At 66.0% G+C, this 17,434-nt stretch carries 18 protein-coding genes; 6 read left to right on the top strand and 12 right to left on the bottom strand.

Going from position 1 to position 17,434, the window contains the following annotated elements:
• On the bottom strand, nt 1-1,230 hold the full coding sequence (locus AC1DSZ_RS17800) for a glycosyltransferase (protein ID WP_476839690.1): 1,230 nt from the start codon (nt 1,228-1,230) through the stop codon (nt 1-3).
• Nucleotides 1,231-1,791: 561 nt separating this feature from the next.
• Here AC1DSZ_RS17800 and fliG point away from each other — a divergent pair.
• The 4 genes from fliG to AC1DSZ_RS17780 all read left to right on the top strand — a co-directional run bounded on the left by fliG (nt 1,792) and on the right by AC1DSZ_RS17780 (nt 4,455).
• Nucleotides 1,792-2,814, top strand: a complete 1,023-nt coding sequence (fliG, locus tag AC1DSZ_RS17795) for a flagellar motor switch protein FliG (RefSeq protein WP_476839689.1) — start codon at nt 1,792-1,794, stop codon at nt 2,812-2,814.
• Between the two features lie 112 nt (nt 2,815-2,926).
• A complete protein-coding gene (locus tag AC1DSZ_RS17790) occupies nt 2,927-3,472 on the top strand; it encodes a response regulator (RefSeq protein WP_476839688.1) in 546 nt (181 codons plus the stop codon).
• Nucleotides 3,465-4,082, top strand: coding sequence for a hypothetical protein (locus AC1DSZ_RS17785; protein WP_476839687.1), 618 nt, complete (start codon nt 3,465-3,467; stop codon nt 4,080-4,082). The genes AC1DSZ_RS17790 and AC1DSZ_RS17785 overlap by 8 nt, the downstream gene beginning before the upstream one ends.
• The gene (locus tag AC1DSZ_RS17780) at nt 4,072-4,455 is read left to right on the top strand and encodes a response regulator (RefSeq protein WP_476839686.1); all 384 of its coding nucleotides are present in this window, start codon (nt 4,072-4,074) and stop codon (nt 4,453-4,455) included. The genes AC1DSZ_RS17785 and AC1DSZ_RS17780 overlap by 11 nt, the downstream gene beginning before the upstream one ends.
• A gap of 103 nt (nt 4,456-4,558) precedes the next feature.
• Here AC1DSZ_RS17780 and AC1DSZ_RS17775 read toward each other — a convergent pair whose 3' ends face one another.
• The 7 genes from AC1DSZ_RS17775 to AC1DSZ_RS17745 all read right to left on the bottom strand — a co-directional run bounded on the left by AC1DSZ_RS17775 (nt 4,559) and on the right by AC1DSZ_RS17745 (nt 10,386).
• Entirely contained in the window at nt 4,559-4,945 is a 387-nt protein-coding gene (locus AC1DSZ_RS17775) for a response regulator (RefSeq protein WP_188516748.1), read from the bottom strand.
• A 3-nt stretch (nt 4,946-4,948) separates the two neighbouring features.
• On the bottom strand, nt 4,949-6,061 hold the full coding sequence (gene cheB, locus AC1DSZ_RS17770; RefSeq protein ID WP_476839685.1) for a chemotaxis-specific protein-glutamate methyltransferase CheB: 1,113 nt from the start codon (nt 6,059-6,061) through the stop codon (nt 4,949-4,951).
• Nucleotides 6,061-6,672 carry a chemoreceptor glutamine deamidase CheD gene (locus tag AC1DSZ_RS17765; RefSeq protein ID WP_476839684.1) on the bottom strand — a complete coding sequence of 204 codons (612 nt, stop codon included), beginning with the start codon at nt 6,670-6,672 and terminating at the stop codon, nt 6,061-6,063. Before AC1DSZ_RS17765 ends, cheB begins: the two co-directional genes overlap by 1 nt.
• Entirely contained in the window at nt 6,672-7,514 is an 843-nt protein-coding gene (locus tag AC1DSZ_RS17760) for a CheR family methyltransferase (RefSeq protein WP_476839683.1), read from the bottom strand. The genes AC1DSZ_RS17765 and AC1DSZ_RS17760 overlap by 1 nt, the downstream gene beginning before the upstream one ends.
• Nucleotides 7,515-7,579: 65 nt before the next feature.
• Complete coding sequence (locus AC1DSZ_RS17755; RefSeq protein ID WP_476839682.1) at nt 7,580-9,736, bottom strand: chemotaxis protein CheA; 2,157 nt, start codon at nt 9,734-9,736, stop codon at nt 7,580-7,582.
• A gap of 8 nt (nt 9,737-9,744) precedes the next feature.
• A complete protein-coding gene (locus AC1DSZ_RS17750) occupies nt 9,745-10,104 on the bottom strand; it encodes a response regulator (protein ID WP_188516753.1) in 360 nt (119 codons plus the stop codon).
• A gap of 3 nt (nt 10,105-10,107) precedes the next feature.
• Nucleotides 10,108-10,386: an STAS domain-containing protein gene (locus AC1DSZ_RS17745; protein ID WP_476839681.1), complete on the bottom strand. Its 279-nt coding sequence runs from the start codon at nt 10,384-10,386 to the stop codon at nt 10,108-10,110.
• Between the two features lie 308 nt (nt 10,387-10,694).
• Between AC1DSZ_RS17745 and AC1DSZ_RS17740 the strand changes: the two genes are divergently transcribed.
• Together AC1DSZ_RS17740 and AC1DSZ_RS17735 are read left to right on the top strand one after the other, a co-directional pair.
• Complete coding sequence (locus AC1DSZ_RS17740) at nt 10,695-11,192, top strand: chemotaxis protein CheW (RefSeq protein WP_476839680.1); 498 nt, start codon at nt 10,695-10,697, stop codon at nt 11,190-11,192.
• Nucleotides 11,193-11,287: 95 nt separating this feature from the next.
• Nucleotides 11,288-13,951 carry a methyl-accepting chemotaxis protein gene (locus tag AC1DSZ_RS17735; RefSeq protein WP_476839679.1) on the top strand — a complete coding sequence of 888 codons (2,664 nt, stop codon included), beginning with the start codon at nt 11,288-11,290 and terminating at the stop codon, nt 13,949-13,951.
• A 69-nt stretch (nt 13,952-14,020) separates the two neighbouring features.
• On the opposite strand, the gene AC1DSZ_RS17730 is transcribed toward AC1DSZ_RS17735, so the two are convergent.
• From AC1DSZ_RS17730 to AC1DSZ_RS17715, 4 genes are read right to left on the bottom strand one after another with little or no spacing between them, the layout of a single operon-like run.
• The gene (locus AC1DSZ_RS17730) at nt 14,021-14,992 is read right to left on the bottom strand and encodes a branched-chain amino acid ABC transporter permease (RefSeq protein ID WP_476839678.1); all 972 of its coding nucleotides are present in this window, start codon (nt 14,990-14,992) and stop codon (nt 14,021-14,023) included.
• A 1-nt stretch (nt 14,993) separates the two neighbouring features.
• Nucleotides 14,994-15,881 (bottom strand): branched-chain amino acid ABC transporter permease, encoded by an 888-nt coding sequence (locus AC1DSZ_RS17725; RefSeq protein ID WP_476839677.1) that lies wholly within the window; start codon nt 15,879-15,881, stop codon nt 14,994-14,996.
• Between the two features lie 4 nt (nt 15,882-15,885).
• Entirely contained in the window at nt 15,886-16,608 is a 723-nt protein-coding gene (locus tag AC1DSZ_RS17720; protein ID WP_476839676.1) for an ABC transporter ATP-binding protein, read from the bottom strand.
• A complete protein-coding gene (locus AC1DSZ_RS17715; RefSeq protein WP_476839675.1) occupies nt 16,608-17,366 on the bottom strand; it encodes an ABC transporter ATP-binding protein in 759 nt (252 codons plus the stop codon). Before AC1DSZ_RS17715 ends, AC1DSZ_RS17720 begins: the two co-directional genes overlap by 1 nt.
• Nucleotides 17,367-17,434 lie beyond the last annotated feature (68 nt).

Raw genomic sequence — 17,434 nt, 5'->3', positions numbered from 1 at the left:
TCATCTGGATTGTCCGGCTCCGCCATGCAGGAGGGCCATTTGGCGGGGCAAGCACACGCTGTCGAGGTCAAAACGCTCAACCACGGTGCGCCGCGCCGAATCACGGTGCGCGGTGAAACGCTCCGGCGCGGCCGACGCTTCCACGATGGTTTCCACAAGCGCGTCCTGATCGAAGAACGGCACGAGCAGCCCGTTCTCGCCATGGCTGATGACCTCCTCGACCGGCGGGGTCGCAGAGCCCACGACGAGGCAGCCCGACGCCATCGCTTCCAGGGCCGACCACGACAGCACGAAGGGGTAGGTCAGGTACACGTGCGCCCGCGAGTGGCGCAGCAGGGCAAGGTAGATCTCGTAGGGCAACTTGCCGACGAAATGGACGCGCGACATCTCCAGGTGGCCGCGAACCTCATCGAAGAAAATGCCGCGCCAGGTCTTCCCCTCCGGCGGCTTGGCTCCGTAGGACACCCCATCCCCCCCGACGATCACGACTCTCGCCTTGGGCCTCGCGGCCAGGATGCGGGGCAGGGCGCGCATGAAGATGTGGTAGCCGCGGTAGGGCTCCAGGTTACGCGCCACATAGGTGATCACTTCTTCCCCGGGCTCGATCGTGATGTCGCCGAAGGACCAGGGTTGCGCAAGGGCAGGCCGAATCATCTTGGTGTCGATGCCGTCGTGCACGGCCTGGATCATGGGCCTGTACAGGGCGGGATAACGGCTTCGCTGCCATTCCGTGGGCGAAACCGCCGCGTCCGAATCGTTGAGTGCGAGCAGGGTGGCGGCGTTCCACGCCGACAGCCGCACGTGATCGAACGGGCTCGGGCGGGAAAACTCCGGATCGAAGCCCACATCCGCCCCGGCGCCGTAGAAAAACTCGCAATACGAGATGATGCGGGCGCGCGGAAAAATCGTTCGCAGCGGCGTGTTCTCGCCCCAGCCCGGATGCACCAGAATGACCGCCGGGTCAGCGCCGGCCTTTTCCCGCAGCTGCAGGGCGGCCCTGGCGACCGCCTCGGCGCGGCGCATCTCGCCCTCGAATCGGCGCGCAAACGGATGGACGTCCTTGGCCGGCGCAGCCGCGCTCAGTTCATATCGCGCCAGCGAAACGCCGGGCAGGCCCGGCGATCCCTTCGCCCCGATGGCGAACAGGCGCGCGCCTCCGTCCTGCTGCAGCCGCCGCACGATGTGGCGGTACTGCCCGGGGAAATTGTTGTGCACGAAGAGGACGTCCATGCCCCGCCTTCACGTTCGAACCGGGGAGCCAGACTGAGCGCCACCCCGCGAATCGTATGTTGAACGATCGCAGCCGTGAATGAGGAGTATATCTTTTGAGCAGCCTGCAAATTTGGTCGACTTGCGTGTGGGACTCAGCGCCTCTTGTATGGGCATAGGGGGGCCTAATGCCAACGAACCAGAACCTGCTTAAGCTGACTGTCCTAGATCGTCGCTACCGCCACGATGGCTGCGAGGCGATCCAGATCGCGATGAACGGCCTGGTGGTCGTGGAACCGGCTCCGTTCACGGCCGCACTCGACTCAGATGACGCAAACGAGGCCATGAACGCCATTGTGGCTAGGGTGCGGGAAAGCTTGCCTGAGTTGTTCGGGGCTGAGCCGGGCCTGGACCGCGGCGTCCTCCAGTGCGCGCAGGGCTTTGACTGCGGGTCTTGACGCCGCTCATCGGTCCGAAGCTCTGCGAATTGACGCACGCTTGCGCTCGCGTCATTCCCAATCATGAGCTGCGCCATGCTGATTCGCGCGATGCTCGGTCAAGGTCGGTCTGGAGGCGCCGTGCATGGCTCAGGCTGAGATAAAATCGCTGAGCGACCTGCGTGGTCTGGACCGCGCCGCCATCCTGCTTCTGGTGCTTGGCGAGGAGCACGGCCAGGCGCTCTGGGAATCGCTCGACGACGACGAGCTGCGCAAGGTGTCGCTGGCCATGTCGACGCTCGGCACCGTTCCGGCGTCGCTCGTCGAGCAGGTCCTGGCCGAGCTCGCGGGACAAACCAACCGCCTCACCGTGGTCGGCGATTACGAACGCACCCACGACCTCCTCTCCAAGCTGCTGCCCAAGGATCGGGTCGGGCCGATCATGGAGGAGATTCGCGGGCCCGCGGGTCGGACCATCTGGCAACGCCTGTCCAACGTGCAGGACCACCTGCTCGCCAACTACCTCAAGACCGAGCACCCGCAGACGGTCGCGCTGATCCTCTCGCGGATCAAGGCCGAGCATTCGGCCAAGGTGCTCTCGATGTTGCCGGAGGACTTCGCCACAGACGTGATGCTGCGCATCCTGCAGCTCGACACCGTCTCCAAGGACACGCTCGACCAGGTGGAAGACAGCCTGCGGACGAATTTCATCGCAAACCTGTCGCAAACGACCCGTCGCGACGCGCACGATCTTCTCGCCGAAATCTTCAACTCGTTCGACCGGTCCAACGAATCGAAGTTCATGGAGGCGTTGGAACGGAGCGCCTACAAGTCGGCCGAGAAGATTCGGGCCCTGATGTTCACCTTCGAGGACATCACGAAGCTTGACCCGAACTCGGCGCAAACGCTGGTGCGGTCGATCGACAAGGCCGATCTCGCCAAGGCCCTCAAAGGCGCGAGCGATGCGACCAAGACCTTCTTCACCTCCAAGATGACGGCGCGCGCGGCGACGATGTTCACGGACGAGATGTCGAGCCTTGGCCCGATCCGCCTGAAGGAAGTCGACGAAGCGCAGCAGAAGATCATCATGACGGCGAAGAACCTGGCCGATAAGGGCGAGATCATCATCGCCAAGTCGGGCAACGAGGAAGACGTGGTTCTGGAGTAGCGCGTGCTCCCCGCCAGAACCGTGCATCGGTCGGTTTCGCAACTGATAATTGCAGGAAAAATTAACGCAGCTTGAAGTAGAGTCCGGGCGGTTGAAACCGCGATCGGGCTCCATGTTCCGCGTCGAATACTCCCGCCTCAGATTCCTGGTTGTCGATGACAACACCTATATGCGGCGCATCCTGAAGACGCTTCTCCATGGATTCGGCGCACGGGAAGTCTTTGAGGCGGAGGATGGCGCGTCGGCGCTCGACGCCTTCGCGTCGCACTACCCCGACATCGTGTTCACCGATTGGGAGATGCCGCTGATCAACGGCATCGACATGACGAAGCTGATGCGCTGCTCGGACAACAGCGTGAACCCCTTCGTGCCGATCATCATGGTGTCGGTGCATTCCGAGCGGCACCGGGTGATCGAGGCCCGCGACGCCGGCGTCACCGAGTTCCTGGTCAAGCCGCTCTCCGCTACGGCGCTCCATCAGCGCATTCTTGGCGTCGTCGCCCACCCAAGGCCTTTCATCAAGACCGCATCCTTTTTTGGGCCGGATCGGCGCCGGACCAAGGTTGGCGAGTATTCCGGACCCGAGCGTCGCAAGGGTGAGGAAGAGAGCCAGGTCATCGCGCCCAAGCCCGTTCTCGTGAGCTACTCCAATGGTTGAGATCTCTCCCGCCGCCGCGGCGCCCCACCTGGACAAGCAGGAAGAGCACGCCGACCACACCGTTCTTCACCCCAAGCCCCGCTTGCGCGAGAAGGCGCTCGTCAAGGTCGCGCCCGCCAGCATGACCGACGATGCCGACATGATCGCCCGGGCCGAGCGGGCCGTGGAGGCGCTGGAGCCCAGCTTCGCCGAGTGGATGTCATCCGCCGCGACCGGGCTCATGGCTGCGCTGGTGGTCTTCGAGCAGAGCGACATGGGCCCGGCAGCCCTGAACGAGATGCGCCTTGCGGCGCAGAACGTGCGTGGCCAGGCCAAGCAGTTCCGCTACGGCGTGGTGGCGCAAATCGCGACCGGGCTCTGCGATCACCTTCAAGGCGAGGCGCTGGACGTGCCGGCCATTGTGGTGCGGCGCTATGTTGAAGCCGCCGCATCGGTGATCCGGGCGGGGATCAGCGTCCAGGCGAACGAAACCGCGCTGGAGCTTGCCCGGCAGTTGCTGGTGCTCTCGAGCGAGTGCCGCGCCCGCAAGAAGCTATCCGACGAACACATGGCGCAGGACGACGCTTCCGCGGCTCCTGCCCGGTCCCTGGAGGCCCATCGTGAGCTTTGACCGCACCAAGCCTGTTCTCGTGGTGGACGACACCTACGCGATCGTCCGCATCGTTCGCACGCTCCTGAACGCGCAGGGCGTGCTGGACGTGGAAGGGGCGGGGAGCGGGCCCGAGGCGATCCGCAAGCTGAACCAGAAGGAATATGGCCTGGTCATCTGCGACTATCACATGACGCCGATGAGCGGGGCCGACCTGAAGCTGATCATGGATGGCCGCCCCGAGTGGGCCGGGATCCCGTTTCTGCTGATGACCGCGAACGACAAGGCGGCTGCCGTAAAACTCAAGGACAAGCCGAATCCTCCGCCGGTGATCGCCAAGCCGTTCACGGCCGAGACGCTGATGAACGCCATGGATCTCGCCGCCGCGGCCTGAACGGCCCGGCGCTTCGGACATGCGAAAACGCCGCCGCGGATTGCCCGCGGCGGCGTTGCTCGTTTCGAGATCTGGTCGTGCGATGTGGCGGCGCCTGAGCGCCTCACGCCACCTTGAGAACGGCTTTCACACGGGCCTGCAGCGCGTTGGCGTCCACGGGCTTCAGGATGAAGGCGTCAACGTTCAGGGCCTTGGCTTGCCGGACGGTGTCGGACGAGGTCTCGCTCGTCGCCATGATCACGGGCGTGCCCCGGAGTACCGGGTGCGACCGCACGGCCTTCAGCAGCCCCAGCCCCGAGATGCCCTCCATGTGGAGATCCGTGATGATCAGGTCGTAGCGGGTCGTGCTGAGCTTCTTGATCGCTTCTTCGCCGCTCTCGGCCCCGTCGACGGTTTCCATCCCCATCTGGATCAGCGCGAAGCGGACGAGGCCGCGCATGCTCTTCTGGTCGTCGACGACGAGTACTTTTTTGGATTTCAGGTCAGCCATGGTTCAGGCTCCCGCATGTCGCGACGTCCGGACGCGGGGCGCGCCGGACAAGATGTGGTCTGCAATGCGATCGAGCGGCAATATCTGGTCCACTGCGCCCATCGCAACGGCCGATTTGGGCATACCGTAGACGACGCAGGTCGCCTCGTCCTGCGCAATGGTGTGCGCGCCGGCGTTGCGCATCGCCAGAAGGCCATCGGCGCCATCGCGGCCCATTCCGGTGAGCAGGATGCCTGACGCAAGGCCGCCAGCCTCCTGGGCCGCCGAGTGGAACATCACGTCGATCGAGGGCTTGTGGCCCGAGACCGGATTTTCGTCCGTCAGCTTGGCGAAGTAACCGCCGGCCTTGCGGACGATGTGCAGGTGACGCCCGCCGGGCGCAACCCAGATGGTGCGGGGCGTGAGCCTGCCGCCATCCGTCGCCTCGAACGCCGGCAGACCGGTCGTCTGCGCCAGGCGGGTCGCGAGGCGAGGCGTGAAGCTGGCCGGCATGTGCTGCACCACCACGATGGGGCAATTGACGCCGCGCAGGCCCTCCACGACCTTGCACACGGCCGGCACGCCGCCCGTGGAAGCCCCGATGCAGATGAGGTTGTCGCCGCCAAACCCCGCAGCGCTCGCGGCCGACGCCGCCGCATTGGGCCGAGGCGAAAGCACCGGATTGACCGGAGGCGCGGCGGCGGGCGCGCGGCCGCGCAGCGAGCTCTGGGCCGCGCGGATCAGGCCCGCGCCGGTGTCGCGCAGGAACCGGTCGATCTCGGTGGGACGCCCATCCGGCTTCTGGATGCAGTCGATGGCGCCGTTTTCCAGCGCCGTAAGCGTCAGGTCCGCGGCCGAATCCGTGTGGCCCGAGACCACCAGCACCGGAATGGGCCGCTTGGCCATCAGCTGCTTCAGGAACTCGATGCCGTTGATGCCCGGCAGCTCGATGTCGAGCGACACGACGTCGACCTCGAAGCCGGGCTGGCGCAGCACATCCCAGGCTTCCTCGGCGCTTTCGGCCGATCCGGCGAGCACCAGGCCCTCCGTTTCGTCCACGATGGCGCTGATGAGGCGACGGATGGTGCGCGAGTCGTCCACCACGAACACGCGATAGGGGCGGGACGGCCGGATCATCAGAAGAACTCCACGTCGCCCGCAGGCTGCTGACGCACGAAGCTGCGGCGGTAATTCTCTTCCTGCTGCGTCACCGTCACGGCGCTGGTCTTGTCGAGTTCCTGCACCCAGGCGCGGCCCGTCGCCGGCTGGTAGCGGATGCGCCGCGGGGCGGTGCCGCCCACGGACCGGGCCACGATCGGAATGCCCTCGGTCTTGAGGAATTTCTCCACGAAGGCGATGTTCTGCTCGCCGATCTTCAGCATGCTGCTGCCGCCCAGCACGCGCGCGCCGCCGAATATCTTGACCTCTATGCGACCGCGCTGGCCGCCGCGGCGATAGATGCTGTTGAGCAGTTGCTCCATCGCATAATCGCCGAACCGCATTCCTTCATCGCCGCCATGCACGTCGTGGCTGTCGCTGGAAGGCAGGAGGAAGTGGTTCACGCCACCGACGCCCGTGATGGTGTCGCGCGCGCAGGCCGCCACGCAAGAGCCGAGCAGCGTGACGATGATCTGGTTCTTGTCGTCCGTGACGTAGTGGTCTCCGGGCGCAACCGAGACGATCGTGGCGCCGGTGGAATCCTGAAACGAGCGCCGGGCGGCGGGGGGCGCCTTCGCGGGGAGAGCCATCACCGCCTCCGATAAATGGTTCGTCCGATCAGCTCGAAAGCCGGATGCGGAGGGGAGAGGGATTCCGAATGGCCGAGATAGAGCCAACCGCCCGGCCGCAGGAGGTCGGCGGCGCGGTCGACGATGCTCTTCTTGGTCGGCGCGTCGAAGTAGATCATGACGTTGCGGCAGAAGATCACGTCGAAAGGGCCCTTCATGGGCCACTCGATCACGAGGTTCAGCTGCTTGAACGTCAGATAGCGCTTCAGCACGGCTCCGATGCGGACGCTGTCCTGGCCGGCCGGCTCGCACATCAGCAGCGGCTTCAGGTCGGCGGGCGCACGCTCGACCACCTCGCGGGCGTACTCGCCGCGCTCGGCGCGGTCCAGCACGTCGGTGTCGATGTCGGTCGCGAGGATCCGCATGTCCAGCGCCTTTGGCGGCTGGGAAGCATGCACCATGGCGGCGATCGAGTAGGGCTCTTCACCCGTCGAAGACGCTGACGACCAGATACGCACGCGTGAGTTGTGTTTCAGCGCGCGCGAATAGGTCTCGGGCAGCGCGTCGCTCCGCAGGTGGTCGAGGTGGTGCCGCTCGCGGAAAAACGCCGTGTGGTTCGTGGTCAGGACGTTGAGGAGGCTCGGCAGCTCCTTGTGCCCGTCGCCGCTGCGCAGCAGGTCGCAATACTCGGCGACCGAGCGCAACTGCAGGGCGCGCAGCCGGCGCATCAGCCGTCCGCGGATCATCGCCGATTTATGGGCTCGTATGACGATTCCGGCCTGATCCCTGGCGATGCCGGCGATCAACTCGAAATCCTTGTCCGACAGGGCGTAGTCGGAACCGTCTGCGGCAAGACCGTGCACGTCGGCGCCTCTTGCGAAAGGGTCAGGAAACGCGGTGTCGCCGCGGCAAACGGGGAGGGGTGGCCTTAGACGGCCACGCCCAGAGTTTCCGACATGGTCGGCAGCTTGCGTCCGGACTGCGACAGCGCCGGCAGCGCGTCCACGTCCAGAATGAGCGCCACCAAGCCATCGCCCAGGATGGTCGCGGCGGAGACGCCCTCGACCCTGCGGAACGACGATTCGAGGTTCTTCACCACGACCTGCTGCTGGCCCACGATCTCGTCCACCGCGATGGCGAGCCGCGGCACGGTCTCGGTCTCGACGATCACGACGATCGGCTCGTCGCCGATCGCCCGGATGCCGAGCAACTGGCGCAGCTTCAGCAACGGAGCGATTTCACCCCGGAGCTGGAGGATGTCGCGGCCGCCCGGAAGGGGCTCCACGCTGCCCGGATCGAGCTGCATCGTCTCGACGATCGACGACAGCGGGAACACGAAGCGCTCGGTTCCGGCCCGCACGATCATGCCGTCCAGCACCGCCAGCGTCAGCGGCAGGCCGAGCGTGAACTTGCAGCCGCGTCCCGGCGTGGATTCCACGGTGATGCGGCCGCCCAGCGCTTCGACGTTCCGCCGAACCACGTCCATGCCGACGCCGCGTCCGGACACGTCCGTGACCTGCTGCGCCGTGGAAAGACCCGGATGGAAGATGAGGTTGTCGGCTTCCTCGGGCGTCGGCTCGGAGTCCGCCGGCAGCAGTCCGCGGGCCTTGGCCTTCGCGATCAGCTTTTCACGGTTGATGCCGCGCCCGTCGTCGGTGACGCAGATCAGGATGCGCGATCCGCGATGTTCGGCAGAAACCCGGATCGTCCCGTCCGGCGCCTTGCCGGCCGCGATGCGTTCCTCCGGCGGCTCGAGACCGTGGTCCATCGAGTTGCGAAGCATGTGGATCAAGGGATCCGCGAGCTCCTCGACGATGGTCTTGTCGACCTCGGTGTCTTCGCCGGCCAGCACGAGATGGGCCTTCTTGCCCAGCGTGCGCTCCAGCTCGCGAACGAGGCGCGGCAGCCGCTGGAACACGACCTTCACGGGCTGCGCCCGGACGGCCATGACGTTGTCCTGCAACTCGCGCGTCTGCCGCGCGAGGCTGAAAAGGGCGTCCACGAAGGACGCGGCCTCGCGCTTGGCGAGAACGCCGGCGCGCTCGGAGAGCATGGACTGCGTGATGACGATCTCGCCGACCAGGTTCATGAGGCGGTCGATGCGGTCGAGGTCGACACGGATCGTCCCGCCCGAAGCCCGGCGCTGAACCACCGGCGGAGGGACCGCGCCCGTGGGGGCGGGGGCGTTCGCCGGCGAAGGCGCGCCCTGTGGCGCGGCCTCGACGCTCGAAGCATCGGCAGAGCGGGTCTCGCCGGAAGCCTTGGGCGCCTCGTGAAGGTCGAGCCCGGCCGCCGCGTCATCCTCCGCTTCGGTGTCGGTGAAGGAATATTCCTCGTCCGCCAGGAAGGATTCGAGCGCCTCGATGACGTGCTCGCGGCTCTGCTCGGTTTCGATCTCGACGATCCACCGCATCCAGCAGTCGTTCGGATCGAGCGATGAAATGACCGGCACCTTGGAGGCGTCGCAGGTCACCTCGACCTCGCCGAGATGCTTCAGCGCCTCAAAGATCATCCGGGGATCGATCGCGCGCCGGAAGAACTCCTTTTCGGGCGTGATGAACACCTTGATCTTGGCGGGGGCGCTTTCGCCCGCCGGGGCAGGCGCGGCCGGGGCGGCCGCGGCCTTCGCGGCAGGGCCGGCTTTCGCCGGAGCGGGCTCGTCGTCGTCGAGGAAGATTTCGTCGCCGGCCTTGGGAGCGGCGGTTTTGCCGCCCGCCATGGCCTGCAGGGCCTTCACGATGGCGGGCGAGACCGGCACCGAGCGGCCGTCGCGCGCTGCGCCGATAAGCTCGTTGAGGACGTCGCCGGCCTGCAGGAGCATGTCGACCGGGGCGTCTTCAACCGCCACCTTGCCGGACCGCAGAGCGTCGAGGCACGCCTCGAACATGTGCGCGAACTCGACGAGTTCCGTGAGCGCGAATGCTCCAGCGCCGCCCTTGATCGAATGAACGGCGCGGAATGCGCCGTGGATGTCGTCCGGCGTCGCGCGCCCATCGCCGATCGCGGCGAGGTGGCCTTCGAGCAACCCGATGAACTCATCGCATTCGTCGAAGTAGATATTGCGGATTTCGGCAAGAGCATCCATGGCGCGCTCTACTTCTTGAAACGAGTCAGCATGTCGAGCAGGCGCTGGGGGTCGAACGGCTTCACCATCCAGGCCGTTGCGCCGGCCTTGCGGCCTTCGGCCTTGATCTCGGCCCCGCTCTCGGTGGTGAGGATGATGATCGGGACCCCCGTCCCATCGGCGCGCGAGCGAACTGCCCGCGTGAATTCGATGCCGTCGAGAACCGGCATGTTCAGATCGGTGATGACGATATCGGGGCGGTGGTCGGCGAAGCGGGCGAGCCCTTCCTCGCCGTTTTCCGCTTCCACCACGTCATAGGAAGCCGCCCGGAGAGTCCTGCACAGGAGCTCACGGAGCGTTCGCGTATCGTCGATTGCAAGAATGCGCACCGTCTACTCCATCGGAATCGTCATGAGCTCGGCAAACAGGCCGTAGCCCTGGAAGCCGTCGATCATGGCGGGACTAGGTGAAACGAGGGTAAATCCCTGTCCGCTCTCACGCGCTGTCCGCCCCGCGGATACGATGACCTGAGCCAGAGTGGGTGAAAGATCTTCGGCGGCGGACCCGTCGAGGCGAACCTCTTTGCCGTCCGCGAACGCGTCTTTCATCTTGTTGCAGAGGTCGACGACCTCGTCTCGGGTGCTGCGTGTGCTGAGTGCGAGATCGACCAATTCGCCCTCCTGAAATGATCTTGACGCAAACTAGGGTTTGAAACTTAACAAAGCTTTAGCTCAACATCCCTGAGCTGTAATACTATCAAGGACGCAACCATTAATTGCAAAGTCATGAACAGTCCAGCGCCTTCGCTACCGCCGTGGGGATGCGGTCATGGGAAGCGTCGCAGCCACGCTTCCTCAATCGCTTGGGTTGATAATAATCATCTTTTTACGTCTTCTTCATTGTTTGGTGGCTGACTGAAAAATTGCAACACCGAACATTGCAGCTTTGGGGATAGGTCCCGGGCTGAGAGGATCACTCCATGAGCATGATGGCGGCTGCCGCACCGGCTTTCGAAGGCACGGACTCGCAGGCAATCAGGATTGTCACCTTCCTGGTGGAGGGACGCCAGTTCGGCGTGGACGTTGGTCTCGTTCGCGAAATCAAAGGGTGGCAGGCCACGACGCCGCTCCCCAACACGGCATCCTACGTGCTGGGCGTCTTGAACCTCCGCGGCACCGTCATCACGGTGTTCGACTTCCGCCAGCGTCTCGGGCTCGGGCCGAGCCCGATCTCACGCTCGAGCGTGATCCTGGTGCTGGACCTTGGCCGACAGCCGGTGGGCCTCCTGGTGGATGCCGTTTCGGACATTGTCGACATTCCGCGCTCGGACCTGCGCCCGCCGCCGGAAGTACTCGGCGTGGAGGAAGCGCTGCACGGGATTGCGGTGCGCGGCGACAAGGTCATCGCGCTGCCTGATCTCGGAATGCTCGTCGGAGGCGGTGTGCAAACCGCCGAGTTGGTTCCGACACAGCATTGAATTTGACGGTTGCGGCAAAGCGGCCGCGAACAAAGACGAACGGACGTCGGGGGATGATCGTGACGAATATGCGCTGGGCAACCTGGGTCAGAGACATGACGATCGGGAAGAAGATCGTGTTGATCATGGTCATTCTGGCCGTCCCGTTCGCCGCTATGACCTACCTGTTTGGCAGTCAGGTCCAGAAAGACATAAAGTTCGCCGAAACCGAGCGAGCAGGTCTCAAGGCCATCGAGCCGCTCTGGGCGTCGCTCCTCGTCGAGGCCGGCAAGGGCGCGAGCAGCGCGAGCGGCGTCGAGGCCCGGGTGAATGCGCGCGGCGCGATCCAGAAGGCCGCCGACGCTTTTAACCTGTCGCTGGATCCTGATCTGGACAGTTACTACGTCACGGACTTCGCCGTGAATCGCCTTCCGCTCCTGGCGGACGCCGCCTCCGAGCTCCTCGGCACCGCCGACCAGCTGAAGGCCGGGCAGGCGGGCGTCAGCGAGGCAGGCGAGTTCAAATACGCGTTGCGGATGCTCACCGTGCAGAGCGGCGCGATCCAGGACAACCTCCTCACGGCCGTGAAGGGCAATGCCGACGGCTCCGTGCAAAAAGTCGTGGCCCCGCTGATCGAGCGCTTGGGAACGCGCATCACCGCGACCGCCGTCGTCGGCCAGCAGATCCTCTCCACGCTGGAAGCCGGAAAGCCGGTCCCGGCGGCCGCGCGTGACAGCCTCGTCGACGAAGTTCGCCAAACCATGCGGGCCATCGAGGCGACATGGACGGTCTCCGCCCAATCCGCCGATCACCTCATCGCCAAGCGGATCGCCAACGCCATCGCGGATGCGTCCTGGAAGCTCAGCCTTGCGGGCCTTTGCGTGCTGCTCGCGGTTGCGGCCGCGATCATCGTGGTTCGCTCGATCCAGCGGCCGATCGGCGACATCGTGGGAGTGATCCGCGCGTTTCAGGCTGGAAATTACAGCGTGCCCGTGGGGCACACCGCCGCCAAGAACGAAGTCGGTGAGATCGCCCGCGCGCTGAAGCACCTGCAGGGGCTCGGCGAAAGCCAGCAGCTCACGCTGGCGGCGATGAATGGCTCGCCCACCATGATGATGATCACGGACCCGGCCGAGCACATCGTCTACATCAGCCAGAGCCTGCAGCAGCTGCTCTACAGCATGGAGCCCGTGTTCCGGCAGGCGCAGCCCGACTTCTCGGTCGACCGTCTCGTCGGGCAACACATCGACGCGTATCGCCGCAACGCCAATCTGAAGCGCGAGGTGATCTCCGACGACGGCCACCGCCGGAAGGTGCGCTACGACATCGGCGGCCACGTGATCCTGGTCGACATGTCCTACATCCAGGCCCCGAACGGCGAGCGTGTCGGCCACACGCTGGAGTGGCGCGACATGACCGCCGAACTCGCGGCAGAAACCGAGGTTGCCGCCGTGGTCGCGGCCGCCGCGCAGGGCGACTTCTCCAAGCGCATGTCCATAGAAAACAAGTCTGGCTTCGTCCGCGAGATCGCGGGTGGCCTGAACGGCGTGTCCGAGACCGTGGAGACTGCGGTCCGCGAGTTCGCCAGCGTCATGGCGGCGGTGGCGGACGGCGACCTCACCCGGTCGGTTGCGGGACGCTACGAAGGCGACTTCGGCAATCTCCAGCGCAGCATCAACGACACGGTCGAGCGGCTGGCCGAAACCGTCGGCACCATCCAGACCACCTCGATCGACGTCACGAGCGCGGCGAGCGAGATCAACAGCGGCGCCAACGACCTCTCGCGCCGCACGGAAGACCAGGCGGCCTCGCTGGAGCAGACGGCGGCCACGGCCGAGCAACTGGCGGCGTCCGTCAAGGCGGCGGCCCAATCGTCCCGCCAGGCCGTCGAGATGGCCGAGAACGCGATGCAGGTGGCCCAGACGGGCGGCGCGATCGTCACGCAGGCGGTCGAGGCCATGACGCGCATCGAGCAGGCCTCGCAGAAGATCACCGACATCACGTCGGTGATCGACGACATTGCGTTCCAGACCAACCTGCTGGCGCTGAACGCGGCGGTCGAAGCTGCGCGGGCGGGCGAAGCCGGCAAGGGCTTTGCCGTCGTGGCGTCTGAGGTGCGCACGCTGGCCCAGCGTTCCAGCGAAGCCGCCAAGGACATCACCGGGCTGATCGGCTCTTCGACGCAGGAAATCTCCGAAGGCGTGAAGCTCGTGCGCTCGGCGGGCGATGTGCTCGGCCAGATCGTCGGCGCGTCGCAGAAGGTCGCCGGCACCGTCAGCGAGATTTCGGCCGCCACCGCCGAGCAGGCGAGCGGCATCGACGAAATGAGCCAGGCGGTGGCTCACCTGGACGAGATGACGCAGCAGAACGCCGCGCTGGCCGAGGAGAGCGCCGCCTCCGCGGTGAGCCTCAACGGCCAGATCGAGAAGCTGAACGAGCTCGTGGCGTCGTTCCGGACCCGCCAGGATATGCGTGGAGCGCAGCGCGTGAGCGCCAGCGGAAGCGCGTCCTATGCGGCGTCGGCGGCGTCGAGCCGCCCGGCTGCGCGCCCTGCGCCCGCCGCCCCGCGCAAAGCTGCGGCAAGCTGGGCTCCCAAGCCCGCCGCCGCGAGCCCCAAAGTTGGCGAGCCCGAGCGTCTGCGCCGCCTTGCCGCCGAAGCTTTCGGCGGAGGCGCGGCCCCGGCCGCCAAGCCTGCGCCCGGAAAGGCGACCTCCCTGGCCAGACCCGCTCCTGCCAAGGCGATTGCGGACAAGTCGGCCGGCGGCTGGGAAGAGTTCTGATCCACCGACGCCTGAATGAAAAAAGCCCCGCGGCTCGCGTCGCGGGGCTTTTTCGTGGGGCTCTGGCCGTTAGCCGCGCTTGCGCATCGCGTGCTCGACCTCGCCGACGACGCCGCGGCGGAACAGCAGCACGCAGGCGACGAAGATGCCGCCGATCAGCACCGTGACCGGGAAGTCGAGCGCCGCGAGATAGTTCTCCAGCGTGACGACGATGAGGGCCCCGATCACCGGCCCCAGCATGGTGCCGATGCCGCCCAGCAGGGTGATCAGCACGACTTCGCCGGACATCTGCCACGTGATGTCGGTGAGCGACGCCAGCTGGAACACCAGCGATTTGGCCCCGCCTGCGACCCCGGCGAGCGCCGCCGAGATCACGAAGGCGATCAGTTTGTAGCGCTGCACGTCGTAGCCCAGCGAGATCGCGCGCGGCTCGTGCTCACGGATGGCCTTGAGGATCTGGCCGAACGGCGAGTTGACGATGCGCCACAGCGCGAACATCCCGAACAGGAAGATCACCAGCACGAAGCCATACATCGCGAGTGGCTGGTTCAGGTCCACGAGGCCGAACAGCGTGCCGCGCGGCACGCCCTGAATGCCGTCTTCTCCGCCCGTGAAGGGGGACTGCAGGGCGATGAAGTACACCATCTGCGACAGCGCCAGGGTGATCATCGAGAAGTAGATGCCCTTGCGCTTGATCGCCAGATAGCCGATCAGCACGCCCAGCGCTCCGCCCCCGATGCCGCCCAGCACCACGCAGAGCAGCGGATCGAGGTGCCAGACCTTGGCGGCATGCGCCGAGAGGTAGGCGCCCGTCCCGAAGAACGCCGCGTGGCCGAAGGACAGCAGCCCCACATAGCCGATCAGCAGGTTGAAGGCCGCCGCGAACAGCGCGAAGCACATCAGCTTCATCAGGAACACGGGGTAGACCCCGAACGGCGCGATCACGAGCGCGATCACGAGGCCGGCTGCGGCCACGCGGCCCCAGGTCTCGCCATTGGTGGAGACGCCGGCCGGGCCGGTGGATGCGGTCGTCGCAGTCATCTCATTCTCCCCGACCGAACAGGCCCGCAGGGCGCACAAGCAGCACGATCGCCATCACGACGAAGATCACGATCGCGGAGGCCTGCGGATAATAGACCTTCGTGAGCCCTTCGAGCACGCCCAGCATATAGCCGGTGACGATCGCCCCCATGATGGACCCCATGCCGCCGACCACCACCACGGCGAACACCACGATAATGAGGTTCGACCCCATCAGCGGGCTCACCTGGTAGATCGGGGCCGCCAGCACGCCCGCAAAGCCCGCAAGCGCAACGCCGCCCGCATAGGTTGCAGTCACCAGCAACGGAACGTTGATGCCAAACGCCTGCACGAGCGCCGGGTTCTCGGTGGCGGCGCGCAGATAGGCGCCGAGCCGGGTTCGCTCAATCACGAACCACGTCGCGAAGCACACCACCACGGAGGCCACCACCACCCAGCCTCGGTAGATCGGCAGGAACATGAAGCCGAGATTGACGCCGCCCTGCAACTGCGGCGGAGGCGCATAAGGCTGGCCGGAGGAGCCGTACCAGTGGCGGAACATGCCCTCGATCACGAGCGACAGGCCGAAGGTGAGCAACAGGCCATAAAGCGGATCGAGCCCGGCGAGCCGCCGCAGCGTCGTTCGCTCGATGAACACGCCCAGGATCGCCACCGCGAGCGGCGCCAGCGCCAGCGCCGCCCAGTAGTTGATGCCGAACTTCGTCAGCGCCAGCCACGCCGCGAAGGCGCCGAGCATATAGAGCGCGCCATGCGCGAAGTTGATGACGTGCAGCATGCCGAAGATGACCGCGAGGCCAAGCGACAGCAGGGCGTAAAAGGACCCGTTGATGAGCCCGATCAGCAACTGCCCGTAGAGCGCGGCGGTCGGGACGCCGAAGATGGTCGTCATCGCCTCACACTCCCAGATATTCGTGCAGCGAGCCCATGCGGGCGCTGAGTTCCGTCGTCGCGAATGTGTCCACCACCTTGCCGTCCTCCATCACGAAGAAGCGGTCGGCCAGCTTGGCGGCGAAGCGGAAGTTCTGCTCCACGAGCACGATGGTGTAGCCCTGCGTCTTCAGCGTGCGGATCAGCTCGCCGATGCGCTGCACGATCACGGGCGCGAGGCCCTCGGTCGGCTCGTCGAGCAGCAGCACGCGCGCGCCGGTGCGCAGGACGCGCGCGATGGCGAGCATCTGCTGCTCGCCGCCCGACAGCTTGGTGCCGGGGCTGTTGCGACGCTCCTCCAGGTTCGGGAAGATCCGGTAGATGTCGGCGATCGACATGCCGCCCTCGGCGATCTTGGGCGGCAGCGACAGGTTCTCGTCCACCGAGAGGCTCGCGAAGATGCCGCGCTCCTCCGGCACGTAGCCAAGCCCGGCCCGCGCCACCTTGTGCTGCGGCAGGGCCAGCAGGTCCTGCCCCCGCAGCGTGATCACGCCCTTGCGCTTGCGCACGATGCCGATGATGGAGCGCAGCGTGGTGGTCTTGCCCGCCCCGTTGCGGCCCAGGATCGTGATGGTCTCGCCTTCGCGCACGTCGAGCGACACGCCATGCAGCACGTGGCTTTCGCCGTACCAGGCCTCGAGGTCGCGCACTTCGAGCAGCGGCGCCGAAGCGGTGTTCTGCGCCTGCATCAGGCCTCCTCCATGCCCATATAGGCTTCGCGGACGCGCGGGTCTTCCGAGACGGTCGCGTAGTCGCCTTCGGCGATGATCTCGCCGCGCTGCAGCACCGTGATGGTGTCGCAGAGGTTCGAGACCACCGAAAGATTGTGCTCCACCATCAGGATGGTGCGTCCTACCGCGGCCTTGCGGATCAACTCCACGACGCGGTCGATGTCCTCGTGGCCCATGCCGGCCATGGGCTCGTCGAGCAGCAGCATGGTCGGGTCGAGCGCCAGCGTGGTGGCGATTTCGAGCGCCCGCTTGCGGCCGTAGCTCAGGTCCACGGCGGGCGTGTCCGTGTAGATGTCGAGCTTGAAATCGGCGATCAGCTCGCGCGCCCGGGCGTCGAGCTGGCGCAGAACCTTGTCCGAGCGCCAGAACTGCGTCGCCAGGCCGGCGCGTCGCTGCAGCGCCACGCGGATGTTCTCCAGCACGGTCAAGTGCGGAAAGGTGGCCGAGATCTGGAACGAGCGCACCAGCCCGCGCCGCGCCACCGCGGCAGGTTGCTCCCGCGTGACGTCGACGCCGTCGAAGCGGATCGTGCCGCTCGACGGGGTCAGGAACTTGGTCAGCAGGTTGAAGACGGTGGTCTTGCCCGCGCCGTTCGGGCCGATCAGCGCGTGGATGGATCCGCGCTTCACCGAAAGGTTCACGTCCTTCACGGCGAGAAAGCCGAGGAACTCCTTCGTCAGCCCCTGGGCCTGGAGGATGGTGTCTGGCGCTGTCATTCAGGCAGGCCCCGCAATCTGGGAGAACTCATGGAACACCCTCTCCCGCGAGCGGGAGAGGGCAGGGG

This window comes from Alsobacter sp. P4_H11 (assembly GCF_056400925.1).
Note: the sequence above shows the minus strand (reverse complement) of the source record. Positions and strands in the feature narration are given on the sequence as shown.